The sequence below is a fragment of the Enterobacter sp. RHBSTW-00975 genome, from assembly GCF_013615235.1.
GTDB lineage: Bacteria > Pseudomonadota > Gammaproteobacteria > Enterobacterales > Enterobacteriaceae > Enterobacter > Enterobacter ludwigii.
Map to the genome: position 1 here is coordinate 3,110,835 of NZ_CP055883.1, position 21,098 is coordinate 3,131,932.

Sequence of the window (21,098 nt, forward strand, 5' to 3'; positions counted from 1 at the left end):
GCCCCTCTTCCGCCGGAAGAGGGGCTCTCTTTACAGCCCTGCCCACCACAGTCTGAGCTTCATTCCCCAGTAACTTGTCCACCCCGTAGTAGTACTGACCACTTTCCCCTTCGACACGATCACCAGCGTCGGTGTTACGCTCACCTGCCACGCCTGCGACAGCGCACCGTTGGCATCGTTAACCACCGGCATGACCAGGTGTTTCTTGTCGACCCAGCGCGCCAGCTTTGCATCGTCGCCGGAACGCATGGCGATACTCACGACGTTGCCACCCTGTTCTGCCAGCGTATTGACCGAGGGCGTCGTAAACCGGCAGATGCTGCACCAGGTTGCCCATACGTATATCAGCAGCGGGCGTTCCTGGCTGAGTGCCGTTATATCGTGGCTCTTTCCGTCGATGCTGTGCATCGGTGCAGCGCTAAAGCTGGCGGGGAGTGTGGGCTTGCGGTATTGATCCACGCCCCACATTACGGCCAGCGCGAGCAGAAAGAAGATGATTCCTTCCCGCGCCCAGCGGCGCAGTCGACTGAATTTGCGGTTTTCCATTGTGACCTCTTGATGAATCGACGGTCATCTTAGCGAGCAATGCGCCATCACGCTGTAAAGAAGTGTCGGGTCATTTCGTTCGCAACGTGTCGGCCATCAGCGTAAAGCAGGATTCGATAAGCGGAGGAAGCGGCTGCGGGGCGCGCATTAACGCCACCGTGCGGGCCAGGGCCGGTTGTTGAAGATGTACCACCCTGAGCTGCGGGTCCTGGAGGTGCGTGGTATAGAGCTGCGGTAAAATCGCCACGGCGAGTTTCGAGCGCACCAGACCATACAAAGTTTCGATGTAGTCCACCTGATAGCGTGTCGGCAACGACAAACGGTGGCTTTCCGCGAGCGCCGCAACCAGACGCTGAATATTACCTTTTGAGAACACGGCGATATCCCGCCCTGCCAGTTGCTTCCAGGGCAGGTGCGCCGACGCGGCCAGCGGATCGTCGCTGTGAATGACCGCGACAAACGGGTCATCCTGTAAGGGAAACACGTTCAGCTGGTCGGGAACCGAGTTATCGAGCGCACCAATGCCGAAATCAATCTGCCCTTTCAGCAGCTGGGCCACCAGCGCATCGTTGGTTTGATCGTGAAATTCCACCCTGAGGCGGGGAAAAGCCTGCGCGAGCGTTCGGGGCAACAAGGGGAACAGCAGCGAACTCACGGAAGGGATCAGCCCGATACGCACCGTACCTTCTCCGCCCGCCTGAACAATGTGCTGCATGTCGTCAAACGCAAGCTGCGCCACGCTGAGCACCCGCTGCGCGTGCGGCAGGATGGCATTGCCAAGCTCCGTCAACGTCACGGCCGAGGCGGTCCGGTTAACCAGTTTGCCCCCAAGCACCGTCTCGATTTGCCGCAACGCACTGCTGAGCGCCGGCTGGCTGATAGCCAGTTTGCTGGCGGTATCAGTAAAATGACGCAGCTGCGCCAGAGTGACAAAATACTGTAGCTGTCGAAGAGAGAGCGCGGGCAAGCGCTGCCAGGGTTCCGTCATGATTATCCATTACACGCGTCACAGAATAACCCGGGGTTATCGGGCGATAAATTTTATCAGCTGGGCAAACGTTTGCCGTGTGCATAGAGTAGCGTCATTATTTTGATGCTGGAACTGTTAATTGCATGACTGCTGAAACCCGACGCCGCGCCGTTCAGGCTGCACGAGGCGAAATGCCCTTTGACCTGCTGCTCACCGATACCCGTATTGTGGATATGGTCACCGGGGAGATCCGCGAAGCGGATGTCGGTATCGTGGGATCACTGATTGCCAGCGTCCATCCGCGCGGCAGCCGCAACGACGCACATGAGACCCACGCGCTGAACAACCAGTTTCTGTCGCCAGGGCTGATGGATACCCACGTCCACCTTGAAAGCTCCCATCTTATGCCCGCCCGCTACGCGGAGATTGTGCTTGCACAGGGCACCACGGCGGTCTTCTGGGATCCGCATGAACTGGCCAACGTGCTGGGCATTGACGGCGTCCGTTTTGCCATTGAGGCCAGCCGCAATCTGCCGCTGCAGGTGATGGTCGCCGCGCCTTCAAGCGTGCCCTCAACGCCCGGCCTGGAAATGTCCGGGGCGGATTTTGCCGGAGACGAGATGAACACCCTGCTCGGCTGGCCGGAAGTGCGCGGTGTGGCTGAAGTGATGGACATGCACGGGGTGCTTAATGGCAGCCAGCGTATGCTTGAAATTATGCAGGCCGGACTCGACAGCGGAAAGCTGATTGAAGGCCATGCCCGCGGTCTCAGCGGTGCGGATTTACAGGCTTATCTGGCAGCAGGCGTGACTTCTGACCATGAGTTAACGTCGGCTGACGATGCGCTGGAAAAACTGCGTGCCGGGCTGACGCTGGAGATCCGCGGTTCGCACCCTTATCTGCTGCCCGATATTGTCAGCGCCCTGAAAACGCTCCCCCATCTTTCGTCTCACATCACGGTTTGCACCGATGATGTTCCGCCAGACATCCTCATGGAAAAAGGCGGGATTATCGCGCTGCTGAACCTGCTGATTGAACATGGATTAGCGGCCACCGACGCACTGCGTTTTGCAACGCTCAATGCGGCCATTCGCCTGCAGCGTAACGACCTGGGGCTGATTGCCGCCGGGCGTCGCGCGGATCTGGTGGTGTTTGACTCGCTGGATAAACTGACGGCGCGCCAGGTCTACGTCGCCGGAAAGCTGATTGCCCGGGACGGGGCAACGCTCGAACCCGTTGCTGATACGCCTCTTACGTTGCCGCGTGATACCGTACGGTTGTCTGCCCTGACCGCTGATGATTTTTGCATGCGTATTGGCAACGCGAACCATGGCGTGGCTCGCTTGCGCCACATCTGCGGCGCGCGCTTTACCCGCTGGGGTGAAACAGATGTGCAGGTGCGCAACGGGTGCGTGCAGATCCCGGACGGTTTTAGCCTGATCTGGGTTCAGCATCGCCATGCCCGTCATGCAGCAAAACCGCAAATTGCCCTGCTTGAAGGCTGGGGGGAACTGCGTGGGGCGATTGCCACCAGCTACTCGCACGACTCTCACAACCTGGTGGTTCTGGGCCGCGATCCGAACGATATGGCGCTGGCTGCCAATACGCTTATCAACAGCGGTGGTGGCATGGCGCTGGCGCAACAGGGTGACGTGATTGCCCACGTTGCCATGCCGATTGCGGGCATGCTGTCGGAACTGCCACCTGCCGAGCTGGCGCTGCAGTTCAGGACGCTGCGCGATCGCAGCAGTCTGATTGCCGACTGGGAACCGCCGTATCGTGTCTTTAAGGCCATCGAAGGAACCTGCCTTGCCTGTAATGCCGGGCCACATTTGACCGATCTTGGACTGACCGATGGCAGCACGCGCCAGATTGTCGATCCGCTGATTTCTTACCGGGAAACCCCGGACAACACACAATAATACCGAAGGAGAGCCGGATAATGGCCGACAATACCGTGAATTCGCCAGCACCAGGGCGCTGGCTTGAACGTCGTTTTGCACTCGGTGCACGCGGGAGCACCGTGCGCACCGAGTGCCTGGCGGGTATCACCGGTTTTCTCGCCGCCGCCTATTTGCTGGTGGTGATCCCGGGGCTGCTGGCCGTGGGAGGAATGGACAAAGGCGCCGCGACCACGGGCACCATTCTGGTCTTCGTTGCCGGGACGCTGCTGATGGCGTTTTACGCCAACCTGCCGTTTATCGTCGGGCCAGGAATTGGTGGCTCGGTGCTGGTCGGGGTGACGCTTGCGGGCAGTGAAGGCATTGGCTGGCAAATTGGTCTGGGTATCGCCTGCTGGTCGGGGATTTTATTCTTCCTGCTGACCCGGTTTGGCCTGCGTGAAGTGGTGACCCGCTCGGTGCCGCAGTCCATCAAGCTGGGGCTGACGGCCTCCATCGGGCTGTTTGTCGCCGTACTCGGTTTCCGCAACGCCGGGCTGGTGCTGGCGAATGCCAAAACGAACGCACTGATGCTGGGAGATTTTTTATCACCCGGTGCGCTGGTGGCGTTGCTCGGCCTGTTCCTGGCTATCGGCCTGCAGGCTCGTCGTATTCCGGGTGCGATCCTGTGGGCTATCCTGCTCGCGACCCTCGTGGGTATTCCGATGGGCGTCACGAAATTACCCGCCAGTTTTATCGATGTGCCCCATTCCATCGCTCCCGTCCTCGGGCATGTCGATATGCTGGGCGCGCTGAATATTGCCTTTCTGCCATTCCTGTTTGTCTTCTTCGCCTCCGAGTTTTTCTCCACCATGGGAACAACGCTGGCGGTGGGCGGGGAAGCAGGGCTGCTGGATGAAGAAGGCAATATGCCAAACATTAACCGCCCGTTTATGGTGGACTCCATTGCCGCCGCGATTGGCCCGTGGGTAGGCATTCCTGCCGCCACGGCGCTGATTGAATCGTCCGCAGCCGCGGAAGCCGGCGGCAAAACCGGCATGACCGCGCTGGCCGCGGCGGTAATGTTCCTGCTGATGCTGCTGTTTACCCCTGTGGCGCTGATGATCCCGAAAGAAGCCACGGCGCCCGCCCTGATCCTCATCGGGCTGAATATGTTTAGCGGTTTACGTAAGGTTGATCTGGCGAACTTCACCGACGGCTTGCCGGTGTTGATGATGGTGATGATTACGCTGATTGCCAACAGTTTCGGGACCGGTATTGCGGGCGGGCTGCTGTTTTATATCGTTATCAAAGCGATTGCCGGGAAATGGCGCGATATCCCCGTCGGTCTTTGGATCCTCGCCATTCCCCTGGTGTATTACTTCGCCACGCTGGTGAAGCACTAACCCTCACGCCTCTTTTCCTTCGGGGTATAGCCGTAGTCGAAATGGCTATACCCCGCGCTGTAATACAGCGCCGCAGATTTCACGATATCATTGAGAATGGCACCGTTCACCTGCACACCCATCTGCTGCAGACGCTTTACACAGTTTTCCGTCTCTTTCACGTTGGTTTTACCAAAGCGGGCAACCAGTAACGTGGTTGCGGCCACTCTGGCAATCAGCACCGCATCGGTCACGGCCAGCACCGGCGGTGTATCAACGATAACAACGTCATAGTGTGCGTTCATCCCCGACATCACCTCCTGGAAGCGTTCTCCCATGAGCAGCTCCGCGGGACGTAACGGCTGAGGACCGCAGGTCAGAACATCAAATCCCGCCTTATCAACGCGCTGGATCGCCTCCTGCCACGCCACATTTCCCTCAAGGACAGCGGATAATCCGTGATGGTTGTTCAGCTTAAAGAGATTATGCACATAGCCTTTACGCATATCCGCATCGATAAAGAGCACCCGTTTTCCGGCCTGAGCCGCTATTGATGCCAGTGACGTGCTGACCAGCGTTTTGCCGCAATTCTGCGTGGGGCCCGTAATCACCACGATCTGGTTTGAGGCGTCCATCATCGTGAAGTGCAGGCTGGTACGCAGTCCGCGCATCGCTTCAACAAACATATCCGCTGGCCGGTCTGTGGGCAGGAAGGGGATATCCGAAGTTTTGTGTTTCCCGTGGGGCGCCAAAAAGTGCTTTCGGCGCAAATGCGTTTTTTTCCACAGCCAGACCGAGCGCGGCAGCGTCGCCAGAACCGGCATCCCCTGCTCTTCTATTTGCTCTGACGAGGTGATCCCTCGCCGACAGGCAGTACGAACCAACACCCAACCCATGGAGACCATCAGCCCTAGCAGCACGCCAGGCAGAATAATAAGCGCTTTACGGGGCTTTATTGGCTCAGGTTGCGTAACCGCGGTATCAATGATCCGCACGTTGCCGATGGCGCTGGAGCGTGAAATGTTCAGTTCCTGTTGGCGTGTCAGCAGCTGCAGGTAAATGGTACGCCCGGACTCAACATCACGGCTCAGGCGCAACACTTCCTGCTGGGTAGAAGGCATAGATGAAACCCGGCTGTTCAGGCGCGCGCGTCCCTCTTCGAGCGTTTGTCGCTTCTCCCGTAATGCGCGATAGGTCGGGTGATCCTTTTTGAAAAGCTGAGAAACCTCTGCCTCACGAAAGGTCAGTTCGTTGAGCTGATTTTCCACGTTAACGACCTGATCCAGTACGGACTTCGCCTCAAGGGATAAGTCGACGGAATCGCGCTGCGCCCGATAGGCATTCAGTCGTGCTTCGGCCTCATCCAGTTCGTGACGGACCTTAGGTAACTGCTCCTGCAAAAACGCCAGACTTCGGGAATCCTGTGCCTCCTGGCGCGCAATATTCTGGCTGAGATAATTTTCTGCAATCGTATTGAGCACCACCGCTATCCTGTCCGGGTCTTCACCCGTCAGCGTCAGGGTGATCATACCGCTCTGTTTACCGGATTCCGCGACAAAAAGTCTCTTCTGCAGCGCGTTAATTGCCTCAAGCCTGGTAAAGGCTTGAAGGGTAAATTGGGTCCCCGGCTCCGCGCTGAGCGAGGTCACCAGAAGCGTGATCCCGTCTTTCACCAGCCGTTTGCCAACCCTACCGTCAGCCTTAAGCGTCTCCCCTTCCAGACGATACCGGCCCTGCCCCAGCACGGTCAGGACAACCGCTTGCGGTTTCCCCTCCTGCTGGGGCAGGGTAAGCTCACCTATCGTCATGTTGCCCGGTTTGCTGCCGCGTAGACGTTCCCAGAGGCGCCCCACAACCGGGAGAACGCGCTGTGTTACCTGATATGTCAGCCCCAGATTATCAACGGTTCCCCCCAGGATCATGCGCGATTTAAGCAGCAACAGTTCAGGTTCAGCGTCGGGTGAAAGGTCAGACCCAAACTGGCTTAAGCTTTTAAGCAACGAGTTGTCCTGCTTTGCTTCTATTTGTACCAGGGCATCCGCCTGGTAGACCGGCGTGGCGCTAAACGCGTAGAGCCCCGCGCACACCGTAAACAGGAGCGTGACCAGCCCGATTAGCATGCGGTGATCAATCATCTCAGCAAGTAGCTGCATAAGATCGATTTCATTACTGTGCGGTGCGGCAGCACCGTATTTGTCTGATGTATGAGAAGACATTAACGCTTCATTCCTTTTTGACCCACACGACGAGCCCATTCCTGACTGGCTTTTACCAGCTGCCCGAAAACATATTCAAACGCTTCACGACTTTTGCGGTAAGGATCGGGAATGTCCCTGTTTTCCAGCCATTGGCCAAACAGCAGCGATTTTCCGCGACATTCGGGCGACACAGCGGCAATAAAACGCAGGTGCTCCGGCTCCATCACCAGAATTAAATCGGAAGTTTGCAACATGCTGCGCGTCATCTTGCGTGCCACGTGCCCCTCCAGCGAAACGCCGTAACACCGGGCCACCTCCCGTGCAGTTGCATCCGCCGGGCGTCCTTCAAATCCGTAAATCCCAGCCGATGTCACAAGTCTGCCGGGCAGCTGTTGTCGCAACAGCCGCTCCCCCATCGGCGAACGGCAAATATTGCCGGTGCAAACCACTAAGATTGAGTTGAACATTATTGCGGCCATGAACGGATGAAGCGGACGGTTTCGGTCAGGTCATGGACACCGCTGATGGTGGGTACCAGCTGTGTGATCACGCGATTCCAGCGTGACAACGGCGCGGTGGTGACGTAGACAATGTCATACGGTTCCAGCTGGAATTCCGTCCCCAGTACCATCGCGGAGGCATCCTTCGCATTGAGCTGATAGATATTGGCAATTTTGTCCGTCGCCCCTTTTTTCGCTACCGAACGAATAACAAAAATCCCGGTTGCATCGGCCATATTCTGATCCAGCCCGCCTGCATTCCCCAGGGCTTCCGCCAGGGTCATTCCGCTACGATCCATCTTCAGCGTGCTCTGCTTCACCACCTCGCCCATCACGAACACTTTTAAGGCATCGTTACGCGGAACAAAGAGGATATCGCCCGGATACAGCAGCTTATTCTGGCTTAAATCACCGTGCTGCATCAGCGCATAGAGCGAAAGGCGCGCGTCCTGGCCATTATGCGTGAGGACCACGTTACGCCAGTCGGCATCCGCTGAAAGCCCACCTGCGGCGTTGACCGCGTCCATTACCGTCAACGGGATATTGGTTATCGGTTGCTGGCCTGATTTTGCCACCTCTCCTGTCACATAGGCTTTTTGTGAGCGGAAAGACGCCACGCTGACATCCACCTGCGGGCTCTCAATAACCTTCTCCAGTTGCGCGGTGATTGCTTCACGCACCTGCGCGACCGTTTTGCCTGCAACATGCAGTTTTCCGACGTAGGGGTAGAAGAGCGTTCCATCCGCATTCACCCAGTTACCCGCGTCACTCGCGGTACGATACTGCCCTGCGGGCGTGGTTAATTCCGGATGATCCCAGACGGTGACCGTCAGGATGTCGCCGGTGCCTATGCGGTATTCCCAGTTTTTAACCTGCTCATCCAGAGTAGGATTTGCCTGAGATTTGAGGACAGGCGGTCGCAATCTTTCAATGAGCGCCGGGGTCAGGGGATAAATTTCCACGTGTTGATCGAGCTGATAATTTGTTTCTCCGTCAGTCATGACTTTTTTCCCGGTAATGCTGAGATCCTGACCTGGCGAAAATACGCAACCAGTTAACTGGCCGACTGAAAGAAATAAAAGTGAAAATAGCATTGTATTTTTCATTTATATAAAAAGTTCTTTTATTGTTGTGTTTGTTGTTAAACAGATAAAAAATAAATTCATTTACATTAAAATTTTCAACGGGTTATTGTTTTAGCGGACGTATTACAAAAAACAGACAACGTTTCCCTTCCTGGCGATAAAAAAAGCAAAATCGTTCCCATTCTTTTGAAAAAAATGGAAAGAGATTGATGTCATACGGAGGCGATATTAAATGTTCTTACGTGGGAAAGCATGCGTTGAACAGTCCATTTGCGAAGTGAGAAGGTATTTTCAGAATTGATTAATGAAATAATAAATATTGGAAATATCAAATTCGGGAGATATTGACTGTAGTGATACTGCGCGCGTCATTACGACTACACAAAACCGTCCACTTTTGTTACATTTTTTTTCAAACACACCATGCTTTGGTACTTAAAATGGACTGTCTGCCTCGCGTTCCATGAACCCGCAGACGAAAAGTATCTGTAACGATATCACTGGAGAAAAAATGGCTAAGCGTAAATTGCTGCTTCTGGGTGTATTACTGTCTCTGGCGGGTTCCGCGTTTTCTGCCCCGCAAACCGCCGCTGCGCCATCAGGCATTAAAGCCTATGAGGAACAAGAGTTCATCGCTGATTTCACCAAATTCAAGATTGGCGACACCGCACCGGCGCAGTATCAAACGCCTGAGTACACCATTAAACAGTACCAGCTGCGTAACCTGCCGGCCCCGGATGCGGGTACCCACTGGACCTATATGGGCGAGAACTACGTCCTGATTGGCGATGCAGATGGCAAAATCTACAAAGCCTACAATGGAGATATCTTCTATCACCGCTAATGACATTTTAATTCGGCCCTGGCAGGAGAGCGATCGCCCCTTTTTGCGAACACTCTATCTCCACGCGCGGCGCGAGGCCTGGCCATGGCTGGACGGTTCCGAGTGGCAGCTTGAAGACTTTGACGCGGCAACCCGCGACGAAGTGATTTGGGTGGCCGTTCAGGACGGGCATCGACTGGGTTTTGCTTCGGTGTGGACGAACGACAATTTCCTGCATAATCTGTTTGTCGATCCGCAGTATCAAGGTCTGGGCGTCGGTCATTTGCTCCTTGAACAGGTGCAAAACGCGTTCACCAGTACGGGTTCGCTGAAGTGTCTGGTAAAGAATGACCGGGCTGTTGCCTTTTACCAGCGCCACGGCTGGCATATTGAAGCGAAGGGTGACTCGCCGGAAGGTGAGTACTTTTTAATGCATTACGTACAGCGTTAAACGCGGGTGACGCTTCGCTGAGCCGGCCTACAACACGTTATTTCCGTAGGCCGGGTCAGGCGCAAACGCCGCCCGGCAATTCAGACTAAAGCACTCACACCGCGCGAAACGCAATTTCACTCGGGATGACTTCGCCCTGCCAGTAAAGCTGCGCCGCAACGCGCCCCGCCAGCTGTCGATACATCTCTGCAAATTCGCTGTCCGGACGGCTGACGACCGTCGGCTTCCCGCTGTCCAGATCTTCACGCAGCGAGATGTGCAGCGGCATCTGCCCAAGCAGTTGGGTGTGATACTGCGCAGCCAGTTTTTCTGCCCCACCGGTGCCAAAGATAGGCTCATGGTGTCCGCAGTTGCTGCAGATATGCATGCTCATGTTCTCGACAATACCCAGCACCGGCACGTCCACTTTCTCGAACATCACGATGCCTTTTTTGGCGTCGATCAGCGCGATGTCCTGCGGGGTGGTCACCACGACCGCTCCCGTGACCGGAATGTTTTGCGCCAGCGTCAGTTGAATGTCACCGGTGCCCGGCGGCATATCCAGCACCAGATAATCCAGATCGGGCCACATTGTCTCCTGCAGCATCTGCATCAGCGCTTTGCTGGCCATCGGGCCACGCCACACCATGGCGTTATCGTCAGTCACCAGATAACCAATGGAGTTGGTTGCCAGACCATGGGCCATGATCGGTGCCATGTGCGTGCCATCCGGCGAGGTTGGGCGCTGGTTTTCCGCGCCCAGCATGTTAGGCACAGACGGTCCGTAAATATCGGCGTCCAGAATACCGACTTTCGCCCCTTCGGCTGCCAGCGCGAGCGCCAGGTTTACCGCCGTGGAGGATTTACCCACCCCACCCTTGCCTGAACTGACGGCAATGATGTTTTTCACGCCGTTCACGCCCGGGTGGTTTTTCACACGCTTGAGGGTGGCGATGCTGTGGGTCAGCTTCCAGTCAATGGCTTTCGCGCCGGTAATGCGCAGCAGCTCAGAGCTGGTTTGCTCTTTCAGCGCGTCGAACGCGCTGGTCCAGACGAAGGGCATCTGCAGCTCAATATGCAGCGTATCGTCCAGCCATGCGACATGGTGTAACGCTTTCAGCGTGGTGAGATTGTGCTTCAGGGTTGGATGCTGAAAGTTAGCCAGCGTCCCGGCGACCATTGCTCTTAAGGCTTCCGGTGATTTGGCCTGGGATTGAGAACTCATCCCGACTCCTTTGTTCTTGTGAATAAGACCTTAGATGAACAAGTTTACCTGAAAGGCCGTGGTTTGTGCTTACTTAATAATGCCCCTTTTGGTAATATCAAAAACCCTTTTCACAGTTAAAAGAAGTAATGCCTACTATGACTCAAGTCGCGAAGAAAATTCTGGTAACGTGCGCACTGCCGTACGCCAACGGCTCAATCCACCTCGGCCACATGCTGGAGCATATCCAGGCTGATGTCTGGGTCCGTTACCAGCGAATGCGCGGCCACGAGGTTAACTTCATCTGCGCGGACGATGCCCACGGCACGCCGATCATGCTGAAAGCGCAGCAGTTGGGGATCTCCCCAGAGCAGATGATTGCCGAAATGAGTCAGGAGCATCAGACCGATTTTGCAGGCTTTGACATCAGCTATGACAACTATCACTCCACGCACAGCGACGAAAACCGTGAGCTGTCGGAGCTGATCTACTCTCGCCTGAAAGAGAACGGTTTTATTAAAAACCGCACCATCTCTCAGCTGTACGATCCGGAAAAAGGCATGTTCCTCCCGGACCGCTTTGTCAAAGGTACCTGCCCGAAATGTAAATCACCGGATCAGTATGGCGATAACTGCGAAGTGTGCGGCGCAACCTACAGCCCGACCGAGCTTATCGATCCGAAATCTGTTGTTTCGGGTGCCACACCGGTAATGCGTGATTCCGAGCACTTCTTCTTCGACCTGCCGTCCTTCAGCGAAATGCTGCAGGCGTGGACCCGCAGCGGCGCGCTGCAGGAGCAGGTCGCGAATAAAATGCAGGAGTGGTTCGAATCCGGTCTGCAGCAGTGGGATATCTCCCGCGATGCACCGTACTTCGGTTTCGAAATTCCGAACGCACCGGGTAAATACTTCTACGTCTGGCTGGATGCGCCAATCGGGTACATGGGTTCCTTCAAGAACCTGTGCGACAAGCGCGGCGACACCGTCAGCTTTGACGAATACTGGAAGAAAGATTCCGACGCCGAGCTGTATCACTTTATCGGCAAAGACATTGTTTACTTCCACAGCCTGTTCTGGCCGGCGATGCTGGAAGGCAGTAACTTCCGTAAACCAACCAACCTGTTTGTGCACGGCTATGTGACGGTCAACGGCGCGAAGATGTCCAAATCTCGCGGTACGTTCATCAAAGCCAGCACCTGGCTGAACCACTTCGACGCGGACAGCCTGCGTTATTACTACACGGCGAAGCTCTCTTCCCGTATCGACGATATCGACCTGAACCTGGAAGATTTCGTGCAGCGCGTGAACGCCGACATCGTCAACAAAGTCGTCAACCTGGCTTCCCGTAACGCGGGCTTTATCGCCAAGCGTTTCGACGGCGTGCTGTCTGCCGAACTGGCCGATCCTGAGCTGTACAAAACCTTCACCGACGCCGCCGCGGCGGTTGGCGAAGCCTGGGAAAGCCGTGAGTTCGGTAAAGCGATTCGTGAAATCATGGCGCTGGCTGACGTGGCTAACCGCTACGTTGACGAGCAGGCACCGTGGGTTGTCGCGAAACAGGAAGGCCGTGACGCCGACCTGCAGGCGATCTGCACCATGGGCCTGAACATGTTCCGCGTGCTGATGACCTGGCTGAAGCCGGTACTGCCACAGCTGGCCTCCCGCGCTGAAGCGTTCCTCAACACCGAGCTGACCTGGGATGCTATCCAGCAGCCGCTGCTCGGTCACAAGGTGAATACCTTCAAGGCGCTGTACAACCGCATCGAGATGAAGCAGGTAGAATCCCTGGTGGAAGCGTCTAAAGAAGAGGTGAAGGCTGCCGCTGCGCCGGTGACCGGCCCGCTGGCAGACGATCCGATTCAGGAGACCATTACCTTTGATGATTTCGCCAAAGTCGATCTGCGTGTCGCGCTGATTGAAAACGCGGAATTTGTCGAAGGCTCGGACAAACTGCTGCGCCTGACGCTGGATCTGGGCGGTGAGAAGCGTAACGTCTTCTCCGGAATCCGTTCTGCCTATCCTGATCCGCAGGTGCTGATTGGTCGTCAGACCGTGATGGTCGCCAACCTGGCACCGCGCAAAATGCGCTTCGGCATCTCGGAAGGCATGGTGATGGCGGCAGGTCCTGGCGGGAAAGATATCTTCCTGTTAAGCCCTGATGAAGGCGCCAAACCAGGTCAGCAGGTGAAATAATAAAAAAGCCGGAGATAATCTCCGGCTTTTTTTTGCCTCTTCATCCTTCACGCCCTGGTACCACTCACGGCTTAGCGTGATGCACCCGGTGAGTCAGTCCGCGTAAAAAATAACGCAAAAACTGGTCGCCGCACTCGCGGTAGTTCTTATGGTCCGGCGCACGCATCATGGCGGTGATCTCCGGCATCGACACGCGGTGCTTCTGCTCTGTCATAATCGCCAGAATGTCGTCTGTTTTCAGTGAAAACGCGATACGCAGCTTTTTCAGCACCGTGTTGTTATTCACCCGACGCTCAAGCGCCAGTTCTGGTGCTGAGTCATCTTTCCCGCGCTTGTCGTAGATGAGGCCGTTCAGGAAGCCAGACAGGATAATGTCAGGGCAGCGAACAAACCCCTCTTCATCCTCTTTTGTCATCCAGGTGTCGAAACCGGCAGAGGTGGACTCCATGCCAGCAAGCGCAAGAATGCGCACCATATCGTTATTGTTTGCTTTCAGGGTGTAGCGCAGGCTACGGAGAATATCATTACTGAGCATGGGTGCCTTTAACTTAACTGTCGATGATGCAATGGGGCGCAGTGTACCAGTTTTACAGGCCGATCGCCTCTTTCAAACTCTTAAGGTAGCGGCGACTGACGGGGACGGTTTGCCCGGCACGCAGCACCAGCTCTGCCTGTCCATTGTCTTCCAGCCGGATCTCTTTCAGGTGCGCCATGTTCACCAGATACTGGCGATGGCAACGAACGAGCGGCGTTCGGCTCTCCAGCGTCCGCAGCGTCAGCTCGGTAAAGCCTTCGTTCCCCTCCGCGCTGGTAACAAATACGCCGCTCAAACGGCTGCTGACAAACGCCACATCGTCCATCTGCAGAAGGTAAATCCGACTGTGGCCGGTGCAGGGGATAAATTTCAGCGGCTGCTGGTTTTCCGGCAACAGCGTGACATCCTGCACGGTGCGCTCCTGGCGCAAACGGCTGAGAGTCTTTTCAAGACGCTTCTCTTCAATCGGTTTCAGTAAATAATCGAATGCGTGCTCCTCAAAGGCTTTGACGGCGTACTCATCGAAGGCGGTCAAAAACACAATGTAGGGGCGATGCTCCGGGTCGAGCATTCCGACCATTTCCAGGCCGCTAATTCGGGGCATCTGAATGTCGAGGAACAGCACGTCCGGGCGCAGTTTGTGCACGGCGCCAATGGCCTCAATGGCGTTTGCGCACTCCCCCACAATCTCAATGTCAGGCTGCTCCTGCAACAGAACGCGCAGGTTTTCCCGTGCTAACGGCTCATCATCCACAATCAGCACTCTTAGCATGCGTTTTCCTCCAGCGGCAGTCGTAACGTAATACGGGTGAATCGGTCAGGCTCACAGGCGACGGTAATGCCACAGTCATCACCAAAGTGCGCGCGCAGGCGTTTATCCACCAGGCTCATCCCTAATCCGCCTGAGGTGGAAGGCACGTAAAGCCCGGCGTTATCTTCAATATCCAGCACCAGATGATGGTTAAAGCGGCTGGCGGAAATGGTGATCTCCCCAATTCCCAACAGCTGTGACGTACCGTGTTTAATGGCGTTTTCCACAATAGGCTGCAGGGTAAAGGCCGGAAGATGCTGATACGCCAGCTCATCCGGGACGGATAACGACACCTGCAGACGAGTCTGGAAGCGTGCCTGCTCAATCTGCAGGTAAGCATTAACGTGTTCTATTTCATCGGCCAGGGTCACAATCTCGGACGGACGTTTAAGGTTTTTGCGGAAAAACGTCGACAGGAACTGAACCAGCTGCGCGGCCTGATCGCTGTCGCGGCGGATCACCGCTTTGAGCGTATTAAGCGCATTGAACAGGAAATGCGGATTCACCTGAGCGTGCAGGAGTTTAATTTCGGATTGCGTCAGCAACGCTTTCTGACGCTCATACTGCCCGGCGAGGATCTGCGCGGAGAGCAGCTGAGCGATGCCCTCTCCCAGCGTACGGTTGATAGAGCTGAACAGACGGTTTTTCGCTTCATAAAGCTTGATGGTGCCCATTACCCGCTGGTTTTCCCCGCGCAGCGGAATGACCAGCGTGGAGCCCAGTTTACACTGCGGGTGCAGCGAACAGCGGTAAGGAATTTCGTTGCCGTCGGCATACACCACTTCCCCGGTTTCAATGGCGCGCAGCGTATAGGCGGAGGAGATCGGTTTCCCGGGGAGATGGTGATCGTCGCCCGTGCCGGTAAAAGCCAGCAACCGTTCACGGTCGGTTATCGCCACCGCGCCGATATCCAGCTCCTTATAAAGCACCTGCGCCACCTTCATGCTGTTCTCTTCGTTAAAGCCCTGACGCAGGATCCCCTCCGTCGAGGCGGCGACCTTCAGGGCCGTCGCGGAAAACGCCGAGGTGTACTTCTCAAACATGGCGCGCTTGTCGAGCAGAATACGCATAAACAGCGCAGCACCCACGGTATTCGTCACCATCATCGGGGCGGCGATATTGCTCACCAGATGGAGCGCATCGTCAAACGGCCGGGCAATCAGCAAGATGATGGCCATTTGCGCCATTTCAGCGACAAAGGTGATCGCCCCGGCGGTGAGCGGGCTAAAGACTTTATCCGGACGACCGCGCTTAATCATGTAGCTGTGAACCAGGCCGCCGAGCAGCCCTTCAACGATCGTTGAGATCATACAGCTTAGCGCCGTCATGCCGCCCATCGAATACCGATGCAGGCCACCGGTTAATCCGACCAGCCCACCGACCACAGGGCCGCCAAGCAGCCCGCCCATCACGGCACCGATGGCTCGCGTATTGGCAATGGAGTCTTCGATATGGAGACCAAAATAGGTTCCCATAATGCAGAAAATAGAGAAGGTCACGTAGCAGAGCAGCTTGTGCGGCAGGCGTACGGTAACTTGCATCAGCGGAATGAACAGACGCGTTTTACTCATCAACCAGGCGATGACAAGAAACACGCACATCTGCTGAAGCAACAGCAGCACCAGATTAAACTCGTACATACTCAAAACCGCACACCCTCAAAACGCGTAACATACACTGCTGGCGGTAAACTTTCTTTGAAGCGCGGCAAAAAAGCTGCAATTCGTGCCCGGCATCACACCTTTTGCCGAACCTAACGCCTGCTTCGCATTATTCGTGCAAAAAACAACCATTTCTTCCTGGTTCAGTAAACAGGGACTACAGTTAAGCTGGGGACGCGTAAGCCAGGGGGCGAATATGGCGCTTTACACAATCGGTGAAGTGGCACTCCTTTGTGATATCAATCCCGTCACGCTACGGGCATGGCAGCGACGGTATGGATTACTCAAACCGCAGAGAACGGACGGAGGCCATCGTCTCTTCAACGATGCCGATATCGACCGGATCCGCGAGATCAAAAGCTGGATCGATAACGGTGTGCAGGTTGGCAAAGTGAAATCCCTGCTCAGCCATGACGATCCTGACACGCAGCTTCTCTGGCGCGAACAACAGGAAACGTTGCTGCGCCTTCTGCAGGCGGGCAATCTGCAGCGCCTGCGCGCATGGATAAAAGAGCAAGGGCGCGATTATCCTGCGCAAACGCTGATTACGCATCTTTTCATCCCGCTCCGTCGACGCCTGCAGTGTCAGCAGACCACCCTGCAGGCGCTGCTGAGTATGCTCGACGGCGTCCTGATCAACTATATTGCCGTCTGCCTTGCCTCGGCGAAGAACAAGCACGGAAAAGACGCGCTGGTGGTCGGCTGGAACGTGCACGATACTACTCGTCTGTGGCTGGAGGCCTGGATTGCCACCCAGAATGGCTGGCGCGTTGACGTCCTTGTGCACTCGCTGGCGCAATTTCGCCCTGAATTGTTCGACGGCCAGACCCTGCTGGTCTGGTGCGGAGAAGTGCCTTCCGCCTCGCAGCAACAGCTGATGACGGAATGGCGTGAACATGGCTACCCGGTTTACTCGCTTGGCCCGGAAGAGCCGTAACGGCATTTAATGGTTCATTAACAGCTGCGCTTCACCGTATAATTGTTCCGTTAACAACAGGAGCACATGATGAAGGCAACCAAACTGGCCGTAATTACCCTTTTTGTTCTGATGGCCGTAAGCGGTATCGGCGGCGTGATGCTGGCCGGGTATTCGTTTATTGTTCGTGGCGGTGTCGGCTGAGATACTGCGCCAGACGCTCAAAAACGCGATCGACGACGATTGCCGCCAGCGCCACCAGCAACGCCCCCTGCACAATATAGGCCGTATTGAACCCGCTTAAGCCGATGATAATCGGCGTTCCCAGGGTGTTGGCCCCCACCGTCGACGCAATGGTCGCCGTCCCGATATTGATGATCACCGACGTGCGGATCCCCGCAAGGATGACCGGTGCCGCCAGGGGGAGTTCAACTTTGCGCAACCGCTCTGCGCGACTCATCCCCATCCCTTCAGCAACGCTCAGTACCGACGCAGGTACCGCCGCAATACCGGCCAGCGTACCCTGCAAAATGGGCAACACACCGTATAAAATCAGCGCAATGATGGCCGGTTGCTGACCAAAACCCATCACCGGCACTGCAATCGCCAGCACCGCCACCGGCGGAAACGTCTGGCCAATCGCCGCAATGGTCTCCACCAGCGGGCGAAACTCCCGGCCCGCGGGGCGCGTGACCGCGATGCCCGCCCCCACGCCCAGTACAATAGCGATGGCACTTGAGAGCACCACCAGCCAGAGATGGGCCAGGGCAAGATTAATAAAACTCTCCTGCTGATACACCGGGCGCGGCAAGTCGGGGAAGAGCGTGCTAAACAGCGCCGCGCTGTGCGGCATCAGCAACAGCAAAGCGACAAAGAGCACGACCAGCCAGAGCAGCGGATCACGAAGTGCCTTCACGTGTCACCTCCCCTGCCAGCAGATCGCGAAAATGCAGGGTGCCACTTGGCGCGCCCCGGGCATCCGCAACGGGCAACACTTCACACTGACGGGCAACAAACGCCGAAAGCGCATCCCGCAAGCTCATCTGTTCCTGCAGAGGCTCGCCACGCACCGTCGCGTCCTGTCGACGCATATAGTCGCTGACCGTACGCAGCGAGAGCAGCCTGACGCCCAGCTCGCTGCGGCCAAAAAACTCACGCACAAAATCGTTCTTCGGCCAGGTCAGCAGTTCAAGCGGCGTCCCCTGCTGCACCACCTCACCATGGTCCATCAGCACCAGATGGTCGGCCAGACGCAGCGCCTCATCAATATCGTGCGTCACAAGAATGATTGTTCGCCCAAGAATGCGATGAATGCGGGTCATTTCCGCCTGCAGTGCGGCGCGCGTGACCGGATCCAGCGCACCGAAGGGTTCATCCATCAGTAACACCTGCGGATTGGCCGCCAGCGCACGCGCCACGCCCACCCGCTGCTGCTGGCCTCCGGAAAGCTGGTGCGGGTAGCGGTCACGCAGCGCAGGTTCTAACCCGAGCAGAGACATCAGTTCATCAACCCGGTCGGCAGTTTTTGCCCGCGACCATTTCTCCAGCTGTAGCACGGTGGCGATGTTCTGCGCGACCGTCCAGTGCGGAAACAGGCCGATGGACTGGATGGCATATCCCATACGACGACGCAGTTCCAGCACAGGCAGGCTGCGGATCTCCTCTCCGGCAAAGCGGATCAGACCGCTGTCGTGCTCAACCAGGCGGTTAATCATCTTCAGGGTGGTGGATTTTCCCGACCCCGATGTGCCAATCAGCACGGAAAATGCGCCCTCGACAAAATTCAGATTGAGATGGCTTGCCGCCGGACGACCCGCAAAGGTTTTACTGACATCGTGAAATTCAATCATTGGCTCTTCTCCTGAGCAGCGCGAGCCATAAGGCAAACAGCGCGTCGATGACAACCGCCAGCGCAATCGTGGGCACCACGCCCAATAACACCAGGTCCAGGGCGCTACTCAACAGCCCCTGGAAAACCAGCGCGCCAAAGCCGCCCGCGCCAATCAGCGCCGCAATCACCGCCATGCCAACGGTTTGCACCGCCACCACCCGCAGGCTGCGCAGCAGCAGGGGCAAAGCCAGCGGCAGCTGGATCTTCCAGAAACATTGTCTCGCGCTCATCCCCATTGCATGGGCACTTTCCAGCACGTCCGGCGCGACCTGGCTCAGCCCGGCCACCACGCCGCGCACCAGCGGCAGCAGCGCATAGAGCACCAGTGCGATAAGGGCTGGCGTTAAACCGGTTCCGGCGATCCCCATCGTTCCCAGCACCGGGAACGACGTCACCAGCCCGGCCAGCGGAGCAATCAACAGGCCAAACAGAGCGACGGACGGGATGGTCTGAATCACATTCAGCACGGCAAACACCCCACCCTGACGTGAAGGGTGGCGATAGCACCACATACCCAGCGGTATGCCGAGCAGTAAGGCCGGGATCAGGGTGCCGAAGAGGATCGTGAGGTGTTGCGCCAGGGCGTCATTAAACACCTCCTGACGGTTGGCGTACTCTTTTAACAGCGAGAGATTATTCAGCTCACCGCTAAACAGCAGCAGCAATGGAATACACCATATCTGGGCATTGAGTATCCAGCGCCAGACGGATGTTGAGATAAGACGGCGAATAGCATCGCTGCAGGCCAGCAGACACAGCGCCAGCCAGAGCCACAAACCGCTACCCACAGAGGTTCTTGCCAGCGGACTTTCCGCCGAGGTCATGTGCGTTGCTGCAAGCCCGCCTCCCCAGAATAAGGCGATAAACAGCCCTTCACAAAGCAGCAGCGTCAGCCACTGAGCCGTGCGTCCTTGCCAGAGCGACAACGCAACCCACGCGCCCAGTGCCGCCACCAGCAACCACGGCGTAAATGACCAGACCTGCCAGAGCGAGCGACTCTCCCCCGACATCAGGCGATTCGGGGCCACATTCACAAACGGTAACGCGACCGCCGCGATGGCCACACAGGCCAACAGCAGCAGTACGCGGTTATGACATTTTATTGGCACAGCCCTGTCCTGTTACTTCACAAGCCCTTGTTGTTTCAGGAAATCGGCGGCCACTTTTTTGGCATCCAGTCCCTCAACGGCAATGCTGGCATTCAGCTGTTGCAGCGTTTTTGCATCCAGCTTTTCGAAGACCGGTTTGAGCCATTCAGCAATATCCGGGTACGCTTTAAGTACCGCTTCCCGCACGACAGGTGCCGGGGCGTAAATCGGCTGGACGCCTTTTGGATCGGTTAAGGTTTGCAGGCCAAGCGCCGCAACCGGGCCGTCGGTGCCGTAAGCCATCGCCGCATTAACACCCGACGTTTGCTGCGCAGCGGCTTTGATGGTCACCGCGGTATCACCGCCCGCCAGAGAGAGCAGCTGGGCCTGATCCAGTTTGAAATCATAGGCTTTTTCAAACGCCGGCAGCGCATCCGGACGCTCAATAAACTCAGCGGAAGCCGCAAGCTTAAAGTCACCCTTCTCTTTCAGGTAGCGACTCAAATCCGCAAGCGAGGTCAGCTTTCCTTTCTCCGCCACGTCCTTGCGCACCGCGATGGTCCAGGTATTGTTGGCCGGCGCCGGCGTCAGCCAGACCAGCTTATTTTGCTCAGCGTCGAGTTTTTTGACTTTTTCATACCCGGCTTTGGCATTTTTCCACGCCGGATCGTTTTCATCTTTGAAGAAGAACGCACCGTTGCCGGTGTATTCCGGGTAGATATCCAGCTCGCCGGAGGTAATCGCGCCGCGTACCACAGGCGTGGTTCCCAGCTGGACTTTATTGACGGTTTTAACACCGTGGCTTTCCAGTACCTGCAGAATAATGTTACCGAGCAGCGCACCTTCGGTATCTATCTTGGAACCCACTTTTACCGGTTCTGCCGCCTGTAATGGCAGACTCAGCGCCGCCAGTAACACCGCTGAACTCAACATCCCCTTTGCAATCGTCATTCCACTGTCCTCATTTTTTTGCTGCCTTTTTC

The 21,098-nt window shown here is 56.5% G+C and carries 20 protein-coding genes; 7 read left to right on the forward strand and 13 right to left on the reverse strand.

Annotated elements, in window-relative coordinates; translation table 11 throughout:
• Window positions 1-30: 30 nt before the first annotated feature.
• Both HV340_RS14980 and HV340_RS14985 read right to left on the reverse strand, forming a co-directional pair.
• Window positions 31-546, reverse strand: a complete 516-nt coding sequence (locus HV340_RS14980; RefSeq protein WP_040017971.1) for a protein disulfide oxidoreductase — start codon at window positions 544-546, stop codon at window positions 31-33.
• Between the two features lie 70 nt (window positions 547-616).
• Window positions 617-1,537 (reverse strand): LysR family transcriptional regulator, encoded by a 921-nt coding sequence (locus HV340_RS14985; protein WP_160890458.1) that lies wholly within the window; start codon window positions 1,535-1,537, stop codon window positions 617-619.
• A 122-nt stretch (window positions 1,538-1,659) separates the two neighbouring features.
• Between HV340_RS14985 and HV340_RS14990 the strand changes: the two genes are divergently transcribed.
• Both HV340_RS14990 and HV340_RS14995 read left to right on the forward strand, forming a co-directional pair.
• Window positions 1,660-3,438: an adenine deaminase C-terminal domain-containing protein gene (locus tag HV340_RS14990; protein WP_040017973.1), complete on the forward strand. Its 1,779-nt coding sequence runs from the start codon at window positions 1,660-1,662 to the stop codon at window positions 3,436-3,438.
• 20 nt (window positions 3,439-3,458) lie between these two features.
• Window positions 3,459-4,802, forward strand: coding sequence for an NCS2 family permease (locus HV340_RS14995; protein ID WP_040017975.1), 1,344 nt, complete (start codon window positions 3,459-3,461; stop codon window positions 4,800-4,802).
• On the opposite strand, the gene HV340_RS15000 is transcribed toward HV340_RS14995, so the two are convergent.
• Genes HV340_RS15000 through HV340_RS15010 form a run of 3 tightly spaced genes read right to left on the reverse strand, consistent with a single transcriptional unit; the run spans window position 4,799 to window position 8,585 of the window.
• Window positions 4,799-6,997, reverse strand: coding sequence for a polysaccharide biosynthesis tyrosine autokinase (locus HV340_RS15000; protein ID WP_040017976.1), 2,199 nt, complete (start codon window positions 6,995-6,997; stop codon window positions 4,799-4,801). The genes HV340_RS14995 and HV340_RS15000 overlap by 4 nt on opposite strands.
• Entirely contained in the window at window positions 6,997-7,446 is a 450-nt protein-coding gene (locus HV340_RS15005; protein ID WP_020883220.1) for a protein-tyrosine-phosphatase, read from the reverse strand. Before HV340_RS15005 ends, HV340_RS15000 begins: the two co-directional genes overlap by 1 nt.
• The gene (locus HV340_RS15010; protein WP_040017977.1) at window positions 7,446-8,585 is read right to left on the reverse strand and encodes a polysaccharide export protein; all 1,140 of its coding nucleotides are present in this window, start codon (window positions 8,583-8,585) and stop codon (window positions 7,446-7,448) included. Before HV340_RS15010 ends, HV340_RS15005 begins: the two co-directional genes overlap by 1 nt.
• A 490-nt stretch (window positions 8,586-9,075) precedes the next feature.
• On the opposite strand from HV340_RS15010, the gene HV340_RS15015 reads away from it, so the two are divergent.
• Window positions 9,076-9,408: an RcnB family protein gene (locus tag HV340_RS15015; RefSeq protein WP_008500887.1), complete on the forward strand. Its 333-nt coding sequence runs from the start codon at window positions 9,076-9,078 to the stop codon at window positions 9,406-9,408.
• Window positions 9,359-9,838 carry a GNAT family N-acetyltransferase gene (locus tag HV340_RS15020; protein WP_032669999.1) on the forward strand — a complete coding sequence of 160 codons (480 nt, stop codon included), beginning with the start codon at window positions 9,359-9,361 and terminating at the stop codon, window positions 9,836-9,838. The genes HV340_RS15015 and HV340_RS15020 overlap by 50 nt, the downstream gene beginning before the upstream one ends.
• Window positions 9,839-9,932: 94 nt before the next feature.
• Here HV340_RS15020 and apbC read toward each other — a convergent pair whose 3' ends face one another.
• Window positions 9,933-11,042, reverse strand: coding sequence for an iron-sulfur cluster carrier protein ApbC (gene apbC, locus HV340_RS15025; protein ID WP_020883218.1), 1,110 nt, complete (start codon window positions 11,040-11,042; stop codon window positions 9,933-9,935).
• Between the two features lie 137 nt (window positions 11,043-11,179).
• On the opposite strand from apbC, the gene metG reads away from it, so the two are divergent.
• Entirely contained in the window at window positions 11,180-13,213 is a 2,034-nt protein-coding gene (metG, locus tag HV340_RS15030; protein ID WP_020883217.1) for a methionine--tRNA ligase, read from the forward strand.
• Window positions 13,214-13,277: 64 nt separating this feature from the next.
• Here metG and HV340_RS15035 read toward each other — a convergent pair whose 3' ends face one another.
• The 3 genes from HV340_RS15035 to HV340_RS15045 are packed head-to-tail and all read right to left on the reverse strand — an operon-like array spanning window position 13,278 to window position 16,199.
• The gene (locus HV340_RS15035) at window positions 13,278-13,748 is read right to left on the reverse strand and encodes a DUF1456 family protein (protein WP_014170878.1); all 471 of its coding nucleotides are present in this window, start codon (window positions 13,746-13,748) and stop codon (window positions 13,278-13,280) included.
• A gap of 52 nt (window positions 13,749-13,800) precedes the next feature.
• Window positions 13,801-14,520 carry a two-component system response regulator BtsR gene (btsR, locus tag HV340_RS15040; RefSeq protein WP_020883216.1) on the reverse strand — a complete coding sequence of 240 codons (720 nt, stop codon included), beginning with the start codon at window positions 14,518-14,520 and terminating at the stop codon, window positions 13,801-13,803.
• Window positions 14,514-16,199 carry a sensor histidine kinase gene (locus HV340_RS15045; RefSeq protein ID WP_047355766.1) on the reverse strand — a complete coding sequence of 562 codons (1,686 nt, stop codon included), beginning with the start codon at window positions 16,197-16,199 and terminating at the stop codon, window positions 14,514-14,516. The genes btsR and HV340_RS15045 overlap by 7 nt, the downstream gene beginning before the upstream one ends.
• Window positions 16,200-16,416: 217 nt before the next feature.
• On the opposite strand from HV340_RS15045, the gene mlrA reads away from it, so the two are divergent.
• Both mlrA and HV340_RS15055 read left to right on the forward strand, forming a co-directional pair.
• Window positions 16,417-17,157, forward strand: a complete 741-nt coding sequence (mlrA, locus tag HV340_RS15050) for an HTH-type transcriptional regulator MlrA (protein ID WP_020883214.1) — start codon at window positions 16,417-16,419, stop codon at window positions 17,155-17,157.
• A 69-nt stretch (window positions 17,158-17,226) separates the two neighbouring features.
• On the forward strand, window positions 17,227-17,340 hold the full coding sequence (locus HV340_RS15055) for a protein YohO (RefSeq protein ID WP_010433613.1): 114 nt from the start codon (window positions 17,227-17,229) through the stop codon (window positions 17,338-17,340).
• Here the strand turns inward: HV340_RS15055 and HV340_RS15060 are convergent.
• The 4 genes from HV340_RS15060 to HV340_RS15075 are packed head-to-tail and all read right to left on the reverse strand — an operon-like array spanning window position 17,315 to window position 21,066.
• Window positions 17,315-18,052 (reverse strand): ABC transporter permease, encoded by a 738-nt coding sequence (locus tag HV340_RS15060; RefSeq protein WP_063924745.1) that lies wholly within the window; start codon window positions 18,050-18,052, stop codon window positions 17,315-17,317. The two genes, HV340_RS15055 and HV340_RS15060, sit on opposite strands and share 26 nt — an antisense overlap.
• Complete coding sequence (locus HV340_RS15065; protein WP_063924744.1) at window positions 18,036-18,986, reverse strand: ABC transporter ATP-binding protein; 951 nt, start codon at window positions 18,984-18,986, stop codon at window positions 18,036-18,038. Before HV340_RS15065 ends, HV340_RS15060 begins: the two co-directional genes overlap by 17 nt.
• Window positions 18,979-20,136 carry an ABC transporter permease gene (locus HV340_RS15070; protein WP_063156638.1) on the reverse strand — a complete coding sequence of 386 codons (1,158 nt, stop codon included), beginning with the start codon at window positions 20,134-20,136 and terminating at the stop codon, window positions 18,979-18,981. Before HV340_RS15070 ends, HV340_RS15065 begins: the two co-directional genes overlap by 8 nt.
• 12 nt (window positions 20,137-20,148) lie before the next feature.
• Window positions 20,149-21,066 (reverse strand): ABC transporter substrate-binding protein, encoded by a 918-nt coding sequence (locus HV340_RS15075; protein WP_063924743.1) that lies wholly within the window; start codon window positions 21,064-21,066, stop codon window positions 20,149-20,151.
• Between the last annotated feature and the right edge of the window lie 32 nt (window positions 21,067-21,098).

What these genes read in the sequence shown, in the direction of transcription:
- HV340_RS15055 (WP_010433613.1), top strand. Translation starts at nt 17,227, where the DNA reads ATGAAGGCAACCAAACTGGCCGTAATTACCCTTTTTGTTCTGATGGCC.
- HV340_RS15065 (WP_063924744.1), bottom strand. Translation starts at nt 18,986, where the DNA reads ATGATTGAATTTCACGATGTCAGTAAAACCTTTGCGGGTCGTCCGGCG.
- HV340_RS15075 (WP_063924743.1), bottom strand. Translation starts at nt 21,066, where the DNA reads ATGACGATTGCAAAGGGGATGTTGAGTTCAGCGGTGTTACTGGCGGCG.
- HV340_RS15010 (WP_040017977.1), bottom strand. Translation starts at nt 8,585, where the DNA reads ATGAAAAATACAATGCTATTTTCACTTTTATTTCTTTCAGTCGGCCAG.
- HV340_RS14995 (WP_040017975.1), top strand. Translation starts at nt 3,459, where the DNA reads ATGGCCGACAATACCGTGAATTCGCCAGCACCAGGGCGCTGGCTTGAA.
- btsR (WP_020883216.1), bottom strand. Translation starts at nt 14,520, where the DNA reads ATGCTAAGAGTGCTGATTGTGGATGATGAGCCGTTAGCACGGGAAAAC.
- apbC (WP_020883218.1), bottom strand. Translation starts at nt 11,042, where the DNA reads ATGAGTTCTCAATCCCAGGCCAAATCACCGGAAGCCTTAAGAGCAATG.
- HV340_RS15000 (WP_040017976.1), bottom strand. Translation starts at nt 6,997, where the DNA reads ATGTCTTCTCATACATCAGACAAATACGGTGCTGCCGCACCGCACAGT.
- HV340_RS15035 (WP_014170878.1), bottom strand. Translation starts at nt 13,748, where the DNA reads ATGCTCAGTAATGATATTCTCCGTAGCCTGCGCTACACCCTGAAAGCA.
- mlrA (WP_020883214.1), top strand. Translation starts at nt 16,417, where the DNA reads ATGGCGCTTTACACAATCGGTGAAGTGGCACTCCTTTGTGATATCAAT.
- HV340_RS15045 (WP_047355766.1), bottom strand. Translation starts at nt 16,199, where the DNA reads ATGTACGAGTTTAATCTGGTGCTGCTGTTGCTTCAGCAGATGTGCGTG.
- HV340_RS14990 (WP_040017973.1), top strand. Translation starts at nt 1,660, where the DNA reads ATGACTGCTGAAACCCGACGCCGCGCCGTTCAGGCTGCACGAGGCGAA.
- metG (WP_020883217.1), top strand. Translation starts at nt 11,180, where the DNA reads ATGACTCAAGTCGCGAAGAAAATTCTGGTAACGTGCGCACTGCCGTAC.
- HV340_RS15020 (WP_032669999.1), top strand. Translation starts at nt 9,359, where the DNA reads ATGGCAAAATCTACAAAGCCTACAATGGAGATATCTTCTATCACCGCT.
- HV340_RS15005 (WP_020883220.1), bottom strand. Translation starts at nt 7,446, where the DNA reads ATGTTCAACTCAATCTTAGTGGTTTGCACCGGCAATATTTGCCGTTCG.
- HV340_RS14980 (WP_040017971.1), bottom strand. Translation starts at nt 546, where the DNA reads ATGGAAAACCGCAAATTCAGTCGACTGCGCCGCTGGGCGCGGGAAGGA.
- HV340_RS15015 (WP_008500887.1), top strand. Translation starts at nt 9,076, where the DNA reads ATGGCTAAGCGTAAATTGCTGCTTCTGGGTGTATTACTGTCTCTGGCG.